This is a genomic window from Candidatus Uabimicrobium helgolandensis (assembly GCF_041508025.1).
In the GTDB taxonomy this organism is placed as follows: domain Bacteria; phylum Planctomycetota; class Uabimicrobiia; order Uabimicrobiales; family Uabimicrobiaceae; genus Uabimicrobium; species Uabimicrobium helgolandensis.
The window spans coordinates 2,858,080-2,876,541 of record NZ_CP165719.1; the positions used below are offsets into that span (position 1 = coordinate 2,858,080).

Annotated in this window: 11 protein-coding genes; 7 read left to right on the plus strand and 4 right to left on the minus strand. The window is 34.7% G+C overall.

The features are described 5' to 3' along the window. Positions 1-55: 55 nt before the first annotated feature. The 3 genes from UABHE_RS10390 to UABHE_RS10400 are packed head-to-tail and all read left to right on the plus strand — an operon-like array spanning position 56 to position 1,426. On the plus strand, positions 56-475 hold the full coding sequence (locus UABHE_RS10390) for an MAPEG family protein (RefSeq protein ID WP_372370200.1): 420 nt from the start codon (positions 56-58) through the stop codon (positions 473-475). Between the two features lie 41 nt (positions 476-516). Continuing rightward, positions 517-957 (plus strand): YHS domain-containing (seleno)protein, encoded by a 441-nt coding sequence (locus tag UABHE_RS10395; protein ID WP_372370201.1) that lies wholly within the window; start codon positions 517-519, stop codon positions 955-957. A gap of 13 nt (positions 958-970) precedes the next feature. Further along, positions 971-1,426: a YHS domain-containing (seleno)protein gene (locus tag UABHE_RS10400; RefSeq protein ID WP_372370202.1), complete on the plus strand. Its 456-nt coding sequence runs from the start codon at positions 971-973 to the stop codon at positions 1,424-1,426. Positions 1,427-1,492: 66 nt separating this feature from the next. On the opposite strand, the gene UABHE_RS10405 is transcribed toward UABHE_RS10400, so the two are convergent. From UABHE_RS10405 to UABHE_RS10415, 3 genes are all read right to left on the minus strand, one after another. Further along, positions 1,493-4,678: a protein kinase gene (locus tag UABHE_RS10405; protein WP_372370203.1), complete on the minus strand. Its 3,186-nt coding sequence runs from the start codon at positions 4,676-4,678 to the stop codon at positions 1,493-1,495. Between the two features lie 345 nt (positions 4,679-5,023). Beyond that, positions 5,024-5,677 carry a pentapeptide repeat-containing protein gene (locus UABHE_RS10410; protein ID WP_372370204.1) on the minus strand — a complete coding sequence of 218 codons (654 nt, stop codon included), beginning with the start codon at positions 5,675-5,677 and terminating at the stop codon, positions 5,024-5,026. Positions 5,678-5,956: 279 nt separating this feature from the next. Beyond that, on the minus strand, positions 5,957-6,661 hold the full coding sequence (locus UABHE_RS10415; protein WP_372370205.1) for a leucine-rich repeat domain-containing protein: 705 nt from the start codon (positions 6,659-6,661) through the stop codon (positions 5,957-5,959). Positions 6,662-7,095: 434 nt separating this feature from the next. Here UABHE_RS10415 and UABHE_RS10420 point away from each other — a divergent pair, with 434 nt between their 5' ends. Beyond that, entirely contained in the window at positions 7,096-10,812 is a 3,717-nt protein-coding gene (locus UABHE_RS10420; RefSeq protein ID WP_372370206.1) for a serine/threonine-protein kinase, read from the plus strand. Positions 10,813-11,418: 606 nt separating this feature from the next. Here UABHE_RS10420 and UABHE_RS10425 read toward each other — a convergent pair. Then, positions 11,419-12,603 carry a thioredoxin family protein gene (locus tag UABHE_RS10425; RefSeq protein ID WP_372370207.1) on the minus strand — a complete coding sequence of 395 codons (1,185 nt, stop codon included), beginning with the start codon at positions 12,601-12,603 and terminating at the stop codon, positions 11,419-11,421. Between the two features lie 378 nt (positions 12,604-12,981). On the opposite strand from UABHE_RS10425, the gene UABHE_RS10430 reads away from it, so the two are divergent. From UABHE_RS10430 to UABHE_RS10440, 3 genes are all read left to right on the plus strand, one after another. Further along, positions 12,982-14,814 carry an acyl-CoA dehydrogenase family protein gene (locus UABHE_RS10430; protein WP_372370208.1) on the plus strand — a complete coding sequence of 611 codons (1,833 nt, stop codon included), beginning with the start codon at positions 12,982-12,984 and terminating at the stop codon, positions 14,812-14,814. Positions 14,815-14,963: 149 nt separating this feature from the next. Beyond that, positions 14,964-16,109, plus strand: coding sequence for an acetyl-CoA C-acyltransferase (locus UABHE_RS10435; RefSeq protein ID WP_372370209.1), 1,146 nt, complete (start codon positions 14,964-14,966; stop codon positions 16,107-16,109). Continuing rightward, positions 16,106-18,454 (plus strand): 3-hydroxyacyl-CoA dehydrogenase NAD-binding domain-containing protein, encoded by a 2,349-nt coding sequence (locus UABHE_RS10440; RefSeq protein ID WP_372370210.1) that lies wholly within the window; start codon positions 16,106-16,108, stop codon positions 18,452-18,454. The genes UABHE_RS10435 and UABHE_RS10440 overlap by 4 nt, the downstream gene beginning before the upstream one ends. Positions 18,455-18,462: the final 8 nt, after the last annotated feature.

An 18,462-nucleotide genomic window follows, 5' to 3' on the forward strand; every position in this document is an offset into this window, starting at 1 on the left:
TTTTTTTCGGATCATTAGAATAGACAAAGCTTTTAATTTTAAAAAGGAAATTCAAATGGAAACAGCACTTTATTACTTAGCTCTTAGCGGTGTATTAACTATTCTTCTTTGGGTACCGTATATTTCTGGCCGATTGTTTTTATGGGGTTTACCAGCTTTTTTAACTAATTATCCAAACAAAAATTATCCAATTGAACAGCCGCAACCAACATTATGGATGGAGCGAGCACAACGAGCTCATCTAAATATGGTGGAAACCATGCCAGCTTTTATTGCCGTCGTTTTAGCTGCCGCTTTTATGTCACAGAGTAATCCAGAAGTAGCAGCAACTGTTGGTACGTGGGCTAAGATATTTTTCTTTGCGCGTTTGCTTCACCCTATAGTTTTTATCCTAGGAGTTCCTTTTTTGAGAACTCCTACTTATCTTATTTCGTGGTTTGCAATTTTAATGATAGCTACTACAACTTTGTTATAAGTAAATTTTTACTGGTATATTTCAATCAATGATAGGAGTTTATGATGTTGCGCTTAATGATAGTTTTTACTGTACTCGTAAGTTTTGCCTTAGCAGAAGACTTTTCTAAATGTACAGTTGGAGTACAAGGATATGATGTAGTTTCTTATCAAACAGGTAAGAAACCGCTAAGAGGAAATGGAAATCACATCGCTGTTCACAAAAAAGTTACTTATTTATTTATAAATAAAAAAAATAAAGAAACTTTTGAAACAAATCCAGAGAGATATGTTCCAGCTTATGGCGGATATTGTGCGTATGGTGTTTCGGTTGGAAAAAAGTTTGTTGGGGATCCTGATGTTTGGAAAGTCGTTGATAAAAAACTTTACCTCAACTTAGACACCAAAATCCAAGGTCTATGGAAAAAAGATGTACCTGGCAATATAAAAAAAGCAAATACAAAATGGACAGAAATTCAATCTGTAGCTCCAGAGAAGTTATAGAAAGGAAATGAATATGAGAACTTTAGAGATTGTTCTATGTAGTTTATTTTTAGTAGTGGGGTGTTCCTCTCATAAAGAAAACATAGTAACAGAAAATAGTGTTGTTGCTGTTGGAGGATATGATGTAGTTAGTTATCATCAAGGAGAAAAACCACAAAGAGGTAATGGAAATCACATTACTGATCATGCAGGGGCTACTTACTTGTTTGCTAACGACGAAAATAAAGAAGAATTTGAAAAAGATCCGCAAAAATACATTCCTGCATTCGGTGGTTATTGTGCTTACGGAGTTTCAGTAAATAAAAAATTCGTCGGAGATCCCGACGTATGGAAAATTGTTGATGAAAAACTATATCTCAATTTGGATACAGGAATACAAGAAGTGTGGAGTGAAGATGTACCTGGTAATATAGAAAAAGCAAACGAAAATTGGCAAAGTATAAAACACGTTGCTCCACAAGACTTATAAAGTTCAAACTGCTAAACAGTAATTCTGGAGTAGAATTACTGTTTAGACAATAGTAGCAACTTAATCTTATTTAAAATCCCAAATCAAAATATTCTCTCCAATTGTTACTAATTTCTTATGGTTGGGAAAATACTGACAATCATTAATTGTTCCTTGAGTAGCAAGTTCAAGAAGTAGTCGACGGTTAAATTTGAAATTAGGCTCAATATTCCACACCATCATCTTTTCATGATCTATAGTGATAATTCGTTCTCCATTTTGTACTACAGCAAAGCAAGTAATTTCTTTACTGTGTTCTAAAGCAAACGAAATTTCTTTTTCGAGTAAAAGCTGATCAAAATCTAAAACTTTTATCTTATTTCTCGTTGAAAGAAAGAGCCTTGTTTTTCCGCCATGGGCAACTAGCTGCACTTTTGGGTTTGCAGAGGGATGCTTATGCTTGATTTTTATTGTTTTTTGCTCACCTGTTTTTGTATCAAAGATATAGAGTACAGTTTTAAATTCTTCCGGAAATCGAAAAGGAAGAAGTAAGTAACGACTGTTACTTCCTAAGGTAGCTCCATTAATGTGATTTTTGTAAATTGATTTTTCTTTGTAGAGAATAATATCTGTTATTTTTTTCAATTTCCAAGACCAAATAAGTATTTCTTTTTTGTTTCCATATAAATAGTGAATATCTCTGATAGGATCGTACACACCCCCTCTCATAAGACTCTTATCGCAATCAACAGTTTTACCATTGTAAAGAAGGTCTAGTTTCGTTGTTATAGTAAGCTCACCTAATTTTTTCGGATGTTTAAAAAAATAGTGCGGTTTAAACAGTTTCATATTAGCATTTAACTTATTATCTCTGAAGTCGTAGTTTATAGTCTGATGTAATAAATTAAAGGTAGAAAAGCTATGTTGAGAACAAGCCATATTCAAACTATGAAAAGATTTTTTTAAGTGTACAGGGTTTTTTACCGATAAGTCAAAACTGTATAAGTAAATATCAGCTACACAGAAAATAGAATTATTCAAATAAATAAAATCTTTTATACCATTTTCTGGAAGATAAATTTTGCGTTCAACTTGCTTATCATGATTCCAGATAAAAATCTCACGTTTATCGTTACAGGTAACAATGCAATTGTTATAAATAGCGATTTTTTTCACTTGTGATTTGTGCGTGTCATAAAAAATATCGATATGTCCGGTTTCGTCAATTGAAAACAATTTGCCTCTAGCTGTGCCAGCAAAGATTGTTTTGGTGTTTGGGTTGTAAGTGTAGCAAGTTATCAAATGTCCAGTTAAAGCAGCTTTAATCTTTGGTTTGGCTTTTTTATCTTTCAAGTTATATGAGTACATTTTTCCAGAATAAATAAACAAAACATAACCATTTTTTTGATCTTTAGTTATAGATGTTATTGTATTTATACTCTTATTAAACGGGTTGAGTGGAAATATTTTTTTGAAATTAGTTTTTAATTTATTACCTTCAATGTACGAAGTACCAATAGATAACGCTCGCCCACTTATAAGTGTATTTTTTTCGTAAAAAAAGCACGAACTGTATCCTTCTTTGGGCTTTTGTATCAGTTCTTGTATCGCTATACGTTTAAAATTTTTGATATTGTATACTATTAAGTAATTTATTCCAGCGTATTCGGCAATTATTGAGATTAATGTTTTGTCGTTACTTTGCGCCGCACAAATTACATTAAGTAAGTATCCCTTTTCTCTTAATATTATTATTTTTTCTTCTTTTAAACTACCTATCTTTCTCTGTACGATAGTATTTGAAGAAACAATAATTAAGCGATTTGGCGTGGTAAAAATGTATCTAGGTGCATGTTCTTGTACTTTCGAATATATTTTGTATTTTTTCTTTAAAAATCGGAATTCAATATTTTTAGACGGATTTACACCTAAGTCTCTATAGTTTTCTTCCGCTTTTTCAAAAGGGTCTTCAGTAGGAAGGTAACCATTGTAAATATGCTCCTTCATTAAAAACAAATTGTTTACCAAGTTAAAGTAGCTTTTTTGCCGAATATCTTGTTTCTGTTTTTTTATGAGTTTTTCTTTTTCTACTATTTCGTTTTGTTTTTGTTGAACTATAACTTCTTTATCTGCTATTTCGTTTTGTTTTTGTTGAACTATAATTTCTTTCTTCTCTGTTATTTGATGTATCTCGCGCTCTTTATAATAATAAAAAGCGGACGCAACTAGAATGATAAATGGAATTACAAAAATAATGGAGGATAAGAGTTTATTGCGCTTAGCAAAACGGTATATACGCCTTAATGAATTTATCGGTTTTGCGACAACTGGTTTTCCCTCCAAGTAATTTTTTAAATCGTTACCTAGAAGTTCCATCGCCTTATATCTTTTATCGGCTTTTTTTTCGACACATTTTAGGCAAATAGCCTCTAAGTCTTTTGAAATTTCAGGATTGAGTAGTCTTAAACGCACAGGTTCTTCGTGCATAATTTGGAACATTATATTAAAGAGAGTGTCTCCTTGAAAGATGGCTCTTGTTGTAAGAGCCTCGTATAAAGAAGCGCCTAACGAGTATATATCACTTGAGCGTGTTAACTTACGACTTTTAGCTTGTTCTGGGGACATATACATAGGTGTGCCAGCTAGTTCTCCTGTGACTGAAACATCACACCACTCAATATCGGCAAGTCCAAAATCCATAATTTTAGGCTTTAAATGCTTGTCTAGCATAATATTTTCTGGCTTGATATCACGGTGAATGATTTTTTTGTCATGTGCAAATTGCAGTGCTTTGGCCGCTGAAATAAAGATGTTGACAATTGTGTTCGAGTACTCTTTCCCTCTTATTGTTTTGTTGCGTTTTTTAATGAATTGATCTAAGGACTGTCCATCAATGAACTCCATTACAAAAAATGGTATAGGGGAACTGTGAACCTCAAATACTTGTATTATATTAGGATGACTAAGTTGGGCTATAGATTGTGCCTCTTTTAAAAGTTTCTCGCTATGCTTTTTGTCATTTGGCGACAAAATAACTTTTATAGCCACTTCTCTTTTTAGATGAGAATCTGAAGCTTTATAAACAATCCCCATACCACCACGCCCAATCTCTTCGATAATCAAATACTGATTCAGTTTTTGTCCTGGTTTTAAGTCGAATGTCGCAGGACTTATTTTTTGAGTTTTGCTATCTACTGCTCCACAATCAAAACTTTCAGATAAGGCTATGTCTAAAAGTGCTTTCATATTATTAGTATTCTTTGGATTTGGCACAATCGTCTCCAATTTTGTTAAGTTTAAACGCAGTATCATTGTTTATCTAGCTATTGGTAAAAAAGCCACTTTTATCTGAATATTTTTTTGGTGGAGTAAAAAATATTTGATTTTCAGATTTAAACTTAGTGATCATAATCGAGTAGTAAGAAAGATGGGTACAGCAGTTCCAAGGAGGGTTTGGACCTAGAGTATCTAGGTTAGAGTATAAATTGGTCATCAGGATTTGATTTGTTTTTCTATTTTATTCCCCTCCATATTAGAAATCGTAAGAAAAGTATGTAAGAGAAGTAAACTGTGCAAAAGCACATATTTGTCCTTAGCCTTATTCACAAAATACTTTGTTTATTCTGGTAGTATAGTTCCTTGTAGGTTAGCTTTGAGAAGCAACGCTTCCGTTAAATTAGCTCCAACAAAATTTGCCGAACTTAAATCTGTGGCGCCAAGGTTTGATTTTTGTAAATCTGCACCACTAAAATTAGACCCAATAAACTTTGCTCCAACCATATAAACATCAATCATTATTGCATTAGAAAAATTAGCCCCTGAAAAATCAGCTCTTCGCAAACTACCACCTGTGAGATTAGTATTACTAAAATTAGCATTGATTGCCGTACTACTTTCAAGTTGTGATTTCCCAAGAATTGCTCCACTGAGGTTTGCATTATCTAACATTGCTCTCGTAAGTGAAACATTGCTAATATTTGCCTCACTTAAATCACTATTTTTCAAGTTGCTTCCAACTAAATAAGCTCCGCGAAAATTAGCTTGCCGTAAATTGGAACTTTGTAAATTTACTCCACTCAAGTCACCTTCACAAAAATTTGCTTCCATGAAATTGATATTACTTAAATTGGCTTTGCATAATTTAGATTTTGCAAGATCAGCATGTGAAAAGTCTAAACTATGTAAATTTTGCTGTCGCCACTTATTCCATAAGAGGCAATTATTTTCTTCTGAGATAGATTTTTTGAGTATTTCAAATGCTTGGATATCCATTAACAACTCCTTTTTAGTCGATGAAAAATTTAGGCTTTATATTCTAAGACTACGCGATAATATAAAGAGAAGAAAAGAGCAGATTTACTATTTTGGCATGGTTGAATTTCTCTTGCTAAAAAGGCCAAATAGAGAAATATCTCAAACCTATTGATCCTCATTTGCTAAATTAAATCTCATATATACGAAATATAGCATAATCACTGAAATTTAATAAAAAAAATAGTTAACCATATGGCGCTTGCAGGATTTGCTGAGCTTGAACCTACGGTATTTAGGTTAGAATTTAATATCTGGCCGCCAGAATTTAATTCGTTTTTGTTCTTGCTCTTCTATTTCATTCCATTCTATATCTAAGTATAGATGAGGAAATCCTACTGATTTTTTGGGAAGATCTTCTAATTCTTTTGGAATATGTGTTAACCTATTCCAACTCAAATCTAGATATACAAGAGAAGAAAGTTGGCCAATTTCTTTTGGTATTTTTGTAAGTTTGTTGGTGCTCAAACTTAGGTATTCAAGGGAATAAAGCTGCCATATTTCCTTTGGAAGACTTCTTAACCTGTTATCATCGATATATAAGCTTTGAAGAGAAGAAAGTTGTCCGATTTCTTTTGGTATTTTTGTTAACTCGTTGCTGCTTAAATCTAGGTGAACGATGCGAGGAAGTAAGAATATTTCAGGTGGGATTATCAGATTACGGCATAAAAGTAGTTCTGTAATGTAAGGCAATAAACCTGTTTCTTCTGGCAAGTTTGTTATTTTTTCTCCAGACCAATCAAGGCGTAATTTATCTGAAAATCCACAGTTTATAAACTTACAATGTGTAACTGTACAGAACTCTACGTCTGTTCTGAAACTACAATTATCAAAAATGGAATTTTCTAGGTAGTATGATTTTTCTTCATCGACATAAAAAGTACAACCTTTGTATTCAGTGTTGTTTTCTATGGTTCGTAGCGACTTACCTCTTATTTTTTGCATGATTATCACCCAAAAAAATTAGTATTGTAACTATGCGAAAAACTTAGAAACCGCATATTTTGTTGTTACGCCATTATTTCTCCTAAGCATAAAACGTTATATTTAGACACTCTTTATCATAATAGATAACCGCATACATACAACATTTAATTTGAAAATAGGCCATAGCAAAAAAGGTAGTTTTTATATTTTACTAAATATTTTTCGTTGCTATTCCTGAATACAAATAACATCGAAAAACAGCATTTTCTAAAAGTGACACCTTTCAATTTTTTGTTGCTCATTTTTTGCTTCAAAAATCAAAAGGCGTATCATTTTCTTGTTCTCACAGCAAACTTCAAATAACAATTTAGCTACTATTTTTCGATAGATTTTTTTGTAAAATTCTGCCAAACTAAGTTGTCACTTAGTTCTCAAAATGAAGAGGAATTGATATGGTAAAACCTGAGAGGCTTTTGAAAAATAGGTATAAACTAGATAAAGTTCTTGGCCAAGGTGGTATGGGATGCGTATATCTAGCGACAGACACAAAAAACAGATGCAAAGTAGCGATAAAGCAAATACTTGTTCCATCAAATTCTCGAAGTACAAAGGATCTTATTACTAGATTCCGTCGCGAATATCTTTTCCTGTCAGAGATAAATCACCCTAATATTGTCAAAGCTTATGATTTCTTTAGTGAAGAGCTTGAACAAGTCACTCTTTCACAAAATGTTAGAGTAGAAAAACAATACTTTATTGTTCTTGAATGGGTACGAGGTCTATCTCTAAAGGAGTTTTTAGAGAAAAAACCAGGAAGTCTAAACTTACTTGAGCAACTAGCTATTGCTATTCAACTTGGGCGCGCCATTGAAATTATCAACAATGCAGGAATTATTCATCGCGATATAAAACCTATGAACATTATTATTGACGAACGTCAAAAATGCGTCAAAGTACTTGATCTTGGTATTGCAAAATCAGTAAAGAATGATATGGATTCTTTGACAAATACTGGCAGCGCTGTTGGCACTCCTGAATATATGAGTCCTGAGCAAATAGATGGTGAAATAGCAAATAACAGCGATATATTTTCTCTTGGTTTAGTTCTATATCAGTTTTTCTTATGGAGAAAACAATCTCCTTTTAAAAGTGAAACTCTAGTTGCTACAATGATGGCCATTGCTACAAAGGATCTACCTCCTCTAAGCGAACAACTTCATCTAAATGTGAATAATCGCGAACCTTACTCGCAAATTTCAACACTTCTCTCGCAAGCAATGATCAAAGATCCTCAACAAAGAATAGCAAATATCACCGATTTAGTAGATACTCTAGAAAAAATCCACGAGCAACATTCACAGAACAAAAAGAAAAACAAGCAACAAGCTTGGCTGCCAACAGTTCGACCAAATACTCAACAGTTAGAACATATTCGTAGTTTGCGTAAAAAATACGAGCGCGAGAGTACTGGTTCACCAAAAGTACGGCGCAAAAAGAAAAGAAAATCTCGCCGTTCTACTACTTCAAATGCTCGTATATATCAGTTAATAACTTTATTACTACTTAGCATCGTTGGGGTATCGTTTTTGTTTTCTTTTCAAGAAGATAATTTTTTACAACGAGCTCGTAACCAATTTGAACAACAGAATTTTTCTGCGGCTTTTCACTTTTATATAAAATGGATTGATGAAACAGGAGATACAGGAAATACTCAATTGTGGTTAGAAATTCAAAAAGTTGTTGAACAGTGGAAACAACAATCCAGTGAACACGAAAAAAAGCAAATAATTGTATTTCTGCAAAACGTAAAACAAAAATTCACGCTAACGCCACAGTGGTTGTCTCACGAGATCAATTCACAAATAAAAAATTCAACCCCAACCCAAAAAGTGATAAACGAAAAAAATTTGCAGAAAGAGATGTTAGAAGCAAATAGGCAAAAATTTCAAGATTTTTTAGCAGTAAACTCTAAATTAAGTTATGCAATTCAATGGCAAAACTGCAATGATTTTTTACAAAAAAACGCACAATTTAAAATAGAAATACAAAAACAACTGCAATCGAGCGAAGCTATGATCGAGCAGCAATTGCAGAGCAATATTAAGCAGATCAAACTTGCGATAAAGACCGATAATACTTACAAAAAACAAATCTATAACAATCAAGAATTTCAAATCATTTCCAAAATTTCACAGAAAAATGTATCTATTGCTAGTTTACTAAAACAAATAGAAAATCTTTCTAAAGTAAAAAAAGTACCGGAAATTAAACATTTTCCCAAAAAACAACCTAAAAAAATTACCGAGAAAGAATGGCAAGAATTTTACGAGAATGACTTTAAACAAAAAATCGCCAAACATAAATTTGATACGCTACTTTCGACTGTAAAAAAAATGCACAAACAAGGAGAACCAAATGTTTCTAAGCAAATCAAGTACTATTTATATCATCTAAACAATATAAATAGAGCGTTCAAAAAATTCAGTAACATTTTATATAAAAAACAAAAACAAATAATTACAGTGTCCGATTTAAACGGGCAAGTTATTCGTGGGACTTTACAAAAAATACGTAAGGGAGAGTTATTCGTAAAGAATTACAAAAATGAAATACTCCAGGTTCGTATTCTTAATTTAAATGTACGTTCTCTTGAAAAATATCTATCGCAAAAAGAAAAGGAAAAAAAATCTACTATTTTTGCTTTAGCATGGTTATTTCTATATGAAAACAAGCTGTTGTGGGGCAAAAAATATTTAGAAGAAGCAATTAGAAAAGCCCCTGAGAATGCTAAAGTTTTAAAAGATGAATGGGAAATAGCTTTAAAAAAAGATCAAATAATACAGCGCGTTATTATTACAAGCCCAAAAGGACTAACTCCACAAAAGCCAGTATCGGTCCCTCCTGATTTACAAAAAATTATAATCAGTGGTACAATTGAAAATAAGTTTCTTATTTCATTTGTAAAACTTAATAGTAGAAATGTATCGTGGGATTCAAAAACTAAAACATTTTCGCATTCAGTAAAACTAAAGTACGGAAAAAATGATTTTAAGTTAGCTATTGTAGACATCAAAAAAAATAAAAGAACATACAAATATCAAATTATACGTTCCAAAATAGAAAAACAATTTGTCGAACCTGTTTTTCGCGGAAGTATGTACAACACAGGACACTATATGACCCGCGGTGTGCACCTTCTTCCTAAAATTAAATGGAAACAACGCTTTAGACAAGAAGTACGATGTACACCAACTATTTATAAAGGTAATCTTTATTTTGGAGGAGGTGATGATAATATCTACTCTTTTAATTTACAAAGCGGACGAAAAAACTGGCAGTATTCGACCAACCAAGATATTCATTCCGCACCGGCAATTTACAAAGGCGTTGTGTATTGTGGAAGTACTGATAAAAATATCTATGCTTTAAATATCGAAACAGGGAAAAAAATTTGGTCATATAAAACTCATGACGAAGTACACGCATCACCAAAAATTGTAAATGATATTTTATATGTTGGTGATTTTAGTGGTTATTTTTATGCTTTAGATTGTAAATCTAGAGAATTAAAATGGACTTTTAAAAGTGCAGAGAAAATTTTTTCTTCAGCAGCCATCCATGATAATATAGTTTATTTTGGCGGGCGAGATGACAATATGTATGCTTTTAATGCGACAACAGGAAAACAAATATGGAAATTTCCTTCTAAAGACAGCATTCAGGCCTCTCCCATACTCAATAAAGGCGTTTTGTATTTCAACGATTTCTCACATAAAATATATGCTTTAGATGCAAAAAATGGCAAGAAAAAATGGGTAGAGCAGTACAAAGGAAAAAGCGAAACATACTCGTCTTTAGCCTTAGCTCGTGGAATACTGTACTATGGCAGTAGTGACGGTAATTTATACGCTCTACGAGAAGATAATGGTAAAGAAATTTGGCAATTTCAAGTAGGAGGGCCTATATACACTTCTCCTTCTGTGGCTGATGGAACAGTCTATGTTACTTGTCTCGACCATTATATTTATGCAATAGACGCACAAACGGGAAAAGAGAAATGGCGCTTCAAAGTAAAAGCAGCTATTCAAAGATACAGCTCTCCTGCGATATATAACGGAATTGTCTACTTTGGAGCGGATGACAATCATATTTATGCACTGAGTAATTAAGAGGAAACACCGTTTGTTAAAGTTATTGCGCTCTTCAATTGAAGTGGCACTTTGATTTTGTAAATATTACTCGAGCTTGTCATCATTCAAAATATTTTTCCAAGTCCGTTTCCGAGCCCGATCCCGATTTCAAGGCTTTTGATTAAATAAAAAAGTATTTGTTACAACTCACAAAAAGCTCTATTTTTCTACCACCTTTAGAATGTTTCGGAAGCGGGCTCGGGCTCAGAAACGAGCTCGATACTACTCGCAGTATCATAATATAAGATAATATTTCAACGACATCTGTTATTCCTGTGAATGATAACACACGTCTAACAACAGAGTGTCATCATTAGGCCACTTTAATTGGGCACCGCAATAATTTCAAACTCGCGAAGTAAACAATTAGATTAGCTAATTGACAAAAGCAGGTTGATGTAAGAAAGCAATCAAAATATTCGATACCTTCCGACAATAACCTGTTAAATACAAGAATTTTATTTTTTAGCTCACTAGAAAATAAAAGAGCAAACTTGAATGAGTAACTACTTTTGATGGGCTACTTATTATAATTTGTACGGACGACACATCATATTGATATGTTCAACTATTAAGGTCTTGTAATTACTTGTGTGTTTTTTGTTGTTCTGATTGTAGTAAAGAAATTACTTTTTCGCGTAGAAAATTTTCTGCTTCTTTATCTTGGATATTTTTTGCATGAGTTATAAGTGTTTGATAAGTCGCAACTTTAGGATAAAAAATAATAATTTTTTTGGCTAATAGTGTTGCTTGTGCTTTGTTACCAATTGCCAAAAGCACTTCGTAGTATTTTCCTCCTGTTTTTACAATGTTGTTTTTCATGTAAGGTGTTATATCTTCGGAATAGAAACCCATTTTTTTATTCTCGTGAAAACGATCTATTTTTTTAGTGATATGTTTTAGTATGTTCGGAGTATCATCAATTATATCGTTATATTTCTTTTGACTAAGCAAATAATCAAGGAGATATGTACCTAATTTTTTTTTGTAAGCGCCTAGCTGTTGTTTCTTAAAAAAAGAGTAAATCTCAACTAAATGATGTTGTTCTTTCAAGGTGTCTGTTAGCGCTATCAAGTCATATAAATTTTGGTTGTCAGGTTTTTGCTGTAGCTCGTTTTTACATACAAGCATACGATTTTTTAATTCAACAACTGCTAAGGGGTACTCTTCTTTCATACTATAAATATCTGATAACAAGAAAGATCTACGCACACCTGAAAACCCTTTTGTATCAACTGCGTGGTCGAAACACCATAAAAATTTTTTGAGCGCTTTATCGTATTTTCTTTCTTGTCTTAAAACGCGTGCATATTTCATGATATTCCTTGGATCATTTTTATCACCACTTAAAAACTTATCCTTTGCACGAGTGAGGTTATCTTTCCCATCGAGAATTTGTGTGGCTTCAGATATAAAATCTTGTGCATTGCGATATCCGACAATGCGCCCCATTTCTTTTTGCAAAATATCAATGAAGATGATTGTCGGATAAGCTTTAACTTTGTATTTTTTGGCCAGTTGTTTTTGCTTTTCTGCATCGACTTTCAGAGAAACCGAGTATTTTGTTAACCAGCTAATGACTTTTTTATCTTTCCAAGTAGTCTTGTCTAATTTCTTACAAGGCCCACACCACACAGTATAAAAATCAACAATTATTATCTTGTTGCTTGCCTTTGCTTTTTCGCAGGCTTCTTCAAAATTTAAATCGGGAAATACAGCCATTAGTAAACAGCTATTTAAAAGTAAAAACATAAATATAAAATTTTTCATATAAATCTCCATTAATAAATATGGGCGAATATTCTAAAGTGGAACGACTTGTACTAGCACTCTATTTGGATAATTAATCGCCAGTTTTATTCATAAAAAATTAAAATAATTCTTGAAGTTCCAATTCGCGAAGCTAGTGTAATTAATTATTGCTTTTTACTTGCCCGCGTAGCACTTATATTCTCTAGTTTCAATGTTGGTTTATGTAAATTCTCGTAGCCAAAATATCAATTTTGTGCTAAAATAATGGGGATACAAAGTGTGTATTTTGAGTATTTTACTATGCAAAAAACAAAAATTTGCTATAGTAAACCATCAAAATGACGCGTTGTGTCATAAAACCATAAAATTATAATTTACACAAAAAGGAGTATGTGCATGGAAACTAATACCAAAACAGTTTCTGAAGAAAAAGCTATTACTCATGACGAAAACCACAACATTGGCAATGGTGGATTTCTTGTTTCTTCTTGTCCTCCGGGAACTATTTTTACAAGAGAACAGCTAAATGAAGAACAACTAGAAATCGGAAAAGTTACTTACGACTTTTGCCAAAGTAAAGTGGAAGATTGCCCTCATGACTTAGATAAAAAGCCTGTAGGTAAAGATGGTATTCCTGTTTTAGTTAAACTTTTTCGCGAGGCAGCAGAGCAAGGACTTGTTAGTGCTGCTATTCCTGAAGAGTATGACGGACTGGGAATGGATCTAGTGACCGATATGTATGTTTCTGAAAATTTGTGTCGTTTTCATAGCAGTTTTTCAGTGACTTGTATTGCGCACTTAGGAATAGGTACAAAACCTATTTTGTTGTTTGGAACAGAAGAACAAAAGAAAAAGTATCTTCCTAAACTAGCAACAGGTGAATATATGGGCTGTTATGCCCTAACAGAACCAGGTAGCGGTTCAGATGCTCTTAGTGGATCTACTAAGGCTCATCTTGAAAATGACCACTACATTTTAAACGGCAGCAAACAGTTTATTACCAATGGCGGATGGGCTGATGTTGCTATTGTGTTTACGCGTATCGAAGGTAAGTACTCGACGCTTATTGTTGATTTAGATCTGCCTGGTGTATCCAGAGGTGCCGAAGAAAAGAAAATGGGTATCAAAGGGTCTTCCACAACAACTTTGACTTTTGACAACGTGAAAGTGCCAAAAGAGAATTTGTTAGGGAAACTTGGTGATGCTGCAAACATCGCTCTTAATATTTTGAATATTGGGCGTTTGGCTCTTGGATTTGCCGTACAAGGTGGTGCACGCACAGTTATAAATACTACGATCAAGTACATCAAGGAACGTAAGCAATTTGGTCGTTCCCTTGCTGAATTTGACATGCAGTTAGCAAAATTATCTGATATGTGTGTAGGTCTATTTGGCATAGAGTCTATCAATTTTCGTACAGCAGCACCCATCGATGACAAGATCAATGAGCAGAAATCACAGGGGTTTTCTGCGGAAAGCATTATTCAAGCAGTGCGCTCTTTTGCGATGGAGTCTTCTATTTGCAAGGTAGAAGGTTCTGAAGAACTGTATCATATTTGTGAAAATGCGGTGAAAATGCACGGTGGTTATGGATATACTTCGGAATATAGTGTTGAAAGAGAATTTCGTGATTGTATTATCAACATGATCTACGAAGGAACAAACGATATCAATCGTTTAGTGATCTTTGATTTTTTAATACGCACTATTTATAGCGGTGGAATTCCTTACCGTGTATTCACTGAAGAAATTCAACAAGCTTTACGTACACGCGAGTTTAAATACTCCTACGCGGGAACATTTTTTGAAAAAGAAAAGGCAAGTATACACGCAGCCAAATATGCTACGGCGTACCTTGTAGAAAAAGCAATCTTACGTTATGGTAAAGATATTTCTAATCAACAACAAGTGATAGAGCATGTTTCAGATATGCTTATTCATCTTTATGTTGTCGATTCTGTTATTGCCAGATGCCATTACCTAAAAGAGAGTGGAAAATATACAGAGGTCGAAGAAGCAGTTGCCAAGGTAACTACTGTCGATCGCTTAGAAAAAATCCGCACGCTTGCACGCCGCGTTATTTGGGATATCGCTTATGAATACGATGTTGATCGTTCGCGCGATGATCTCGAATGGTTGCTGTCGCATACTGAGTATAATGGCAATGTATTCCCTCTAAAAAGAGTGATTGGCCAAGCTGTTTTGGAAAAAGAACAGTATTACCTATAGTTTTGCATGGTGTAAGTAATGAACAAAGTGAACAAATGTTTGTTCACTTTGTAAACTCGTTATTTATGGTATTGTAAATGACTTGCCAAAATTCATTTTGGTAGGTCACTGAAATTCTCTATTTTCTAGAAAGACCAAAGGGAAAATTTATGGAACTTAGGAATGTTGTAATTGTCGATTATGGTCGTTCTCCTATTTCAAAAGCAAAAGGAGGAGCCCTCAACAAGTTAACTTCTTTAGAAGTTGGTGCTCAAGTAATCGCTAAATTATTAGAACGCAACGATAAACTACCAAAAGACCAAGTCGAAATGGTAGCTGTAGGTTGTGCATTTCCTGAATCAGAAAATGGCTTAAACGTTGGACGTGCAATGGTAATTAAGTCAGGTTTACCAACATCTGTTGCAGGTATTACTGTCAATCAATTTTGCGCCTCTTCACAACAAACAGTTATGGTAATTGCCGATGCAATTGCTTGTGGCAAAGGTGACATTGGAATCGCTGCTGGTATTGAACACATGGTTCGCGTACCAATGGGTGGTTATAATCCCGCTTATGATAAAGAACTCAATGAAAAGAATTTTTACATTGGCATGGGAGACACCGCCGAAAACTTAGCAAGAGACATTGAAATCTCTCGCGATGACCAAGAACAGTTTGCTATGGATAGCCATAAGAAAGCTTTAAAGGCGTGGGATGAAAATGCCTTTGCTTCAGAGGTTATTGATATCACTTTACCAGATGGAAGTATTTTTAATCGCGACGAATGTATGAAAGAGCCTAATGCTGAGAAAATCAAATCTCTCAAACCAGCTTTTCAAGCAGATGGTACGGTAACTGCAGCGACATCCTCTCCTGTCTCCTCAGGTGCGGCTGCTATTATCTTAATGAGTGAAGATAAGGCGAAAGAATTAGGCTTAAAAATACGTGCATATGTAAAGACCACAGCAGTTGCTGGATGTGACCACGAGCGTATGGGAATGGGACCTCTTCCGGCTACTGATAAAGCTCTAAAGCGTGCAGGTTTACAGTTAAATGATATTGATGTCATTGAACTTAATGAAGCTTTTGCAGCACAATCACTGTATGTAATTCGCAAAGGCAACTGGCCAACAGAAAAAATCAACGTTCTTGGAGGAGCTATTGCCTTAGGTCACCCTCTAGGAATGTCAGGAGCAAGAATCATTGGTACCGCGATTACTGCTCTTGAAAAACTAGACAAAAAATATGCACTGGCTACAATGTGCGTTGGTGGTGGCCAAGGAGCAGCAACTATATTGGAGAGGAGAGGTGAATGAGTCCAATAAAAACCATTAATCACGTTGCTGTTATAGGAAGTGGTGTGATGGGAGGAGGCATTGCTGCTTTTTTTGCAAATCAGGGAATTACATGTGATATGTATGATATTGAGCTAGATATTGCAGCGGCTAATCTAAAAAAACTTGCCGATCCTAAAGCAAAAATACCGCTGCTATATACACCAAGGCTTGCCAAAAAGATTACCCCACGCAGTAATTCTGATATGGCAGAGCACTTACATAAAGCTGATATGGTTGTTGAGGTTGTGCCAGAGATACAGGATCTTAAAGATAAGATGATGGCGCAAATTGATGCAAGCCGCAAGCCTGATTCAATGATTGTTACCAATACTTCGGGATTATCGGTAAATCGGATGATCGCGAATGTTTCTGACAACATGAAAAAATGTTTTGCAGGAACACATTATTTTAACCCTGTGCGTTATCTTCCTTTAGTCGAAATTATACCGGCCGCAACAACTGATTCTGAAATGGTCGCTTTTTTGCAAAGTTTTTTTACGCAGGCAGGTAAAAAAACTATCATTTGCCGCGACACACCAAACTTTGTTGCTAACCGCGTTGGTGTTTATAGTTTGATGAAAACTTTGGCACTTATGGAAAAGTATAATTTTGATGTAGAAACAGTGGATGCGATTACTGGGCCGCCAATTGGTAACCCAAAAACAGCAACACTTCGTTTGTGCGACCTTGTTGGAAACGACACTACTCTACACGTTGCGCAAAACCTTTATGATAACTGTCCTGAGGATAAAGAACGCGACTTATATAAGTGCCCTCCTATCCTTGCGCGTATGGTCGAAGACAAGATGCTCGGCCAAAAAAGTGGTAAGGGTTTTTACCGCAAAGAAGGGCGAAAAATTCTTGCTTTAGATATAAAAAGTTGGGAATACAAACCAGCGAAAAAAATAAAGCTAGATGAAATTAAAGTTGCGCGCAGTTATCAGAAAATCGAAGACCGTTTATATCAAATGGTAAAAGGCGACAGCCCTATTCATAAATTTTGCCGCGAAATTACTCTATCAACAGCAGCTTATGCTATTGATCTTGTCGGTGAAATAGCCGAAGATGTTCTTACCATAGATAATGGTATGAAATGGGGATTTAACCGCGAAATAGGTCCTATTGAAGCTTTAGATGCCATCGGCCTTGATCGATCGATGGAGTGGATGCGTGCTGCTGGTATGAGTGTGCCAAATCTTTTACAAGAAGTGGCAAGTACTACAGGTAGTTTCTACAAAAAATCAGCATCTAGTAAAAGCTTCTTTGATATAGAAAAAAAGTCTTTTGTTTCTGCACCTAAAAACAATAATGCCATTTCCATTGCTGCTCTCAAGCACAAAGGAAATATTTTGCGTGAGAACGTTAGTGCGCGGCTTATCGATTTAGAAGACGGCGCTTTGCTATTAGAGATTGATTCGCGTATGGTACCGACAATGAATCCTATTGATGAATTTGTCGTATCTATGATGGAACAAGCTTTTGAAGAAATTGCCGCTAAAAAGTTTTCGTGTTTGGTTGTTTCTAACCAAAACGCTAACTTTTGTGCTGGAGCAAACATCCAGCTACTCCTAGAGTTGTGTAAAGAAAAGAAATGGGATGCAATTCGCGACATGAGCAAGGCTTTTCAGGACGCTAATATGCGTTTGCATTATGCCTCTGTTCCCGTAGTTGTTGCCCCTCATGGAATGACTCTTGGTGGAGGGATGGAAGTAACTCTTGCTGGTCACAAACGAGTGTCTGCTGCTGAACTCTATGGTGGTTTAGTTGAAGTGGGTGTTGGACTTCTTCCTGGTGGAGCAGGGAATTTATTATTAATAAAACAATTTATTAATAATATGGCTTCTCAAAGACCAGGGCCGGTTGTGCCAACAATGAAAGCTTTGGAACTTATTGCTTACGGAAAAGTTTCTTCTTCTGCACATGATGCTATGAGCAAAGGCTTTTTGAATAGAGATGATATTATTGTTCTCGATAAAGATATGCAAATTCAGAAAGCAAAAGAAGTGGCTCTTGAAATGGTAGATGGTTTTGAAGCCAAAAAACCGCAGGATTTACTCCTTGCTGGTCGTGGTTCTTTCTATGTAATAGAAGAAAACTTAAAAGGCTTGTTACGTGCACACCAAGTACCACCGCACGGCGCTTTTATTGCAACGAAGATGGCTCACGTTCTAACAGGTGGTGAAAGAGCAAATCCAGCCACACCGATTAGCGAAGACTATTTTCTGGAGCTCGAGAGAGAAGCATTTGTTGAATTGTGTTCTGAACCGAAAAGTCAAGAGCGCATAGTACATATGTTGAAAACCAAAAAACCTCTTCTCAACTAATATTCATT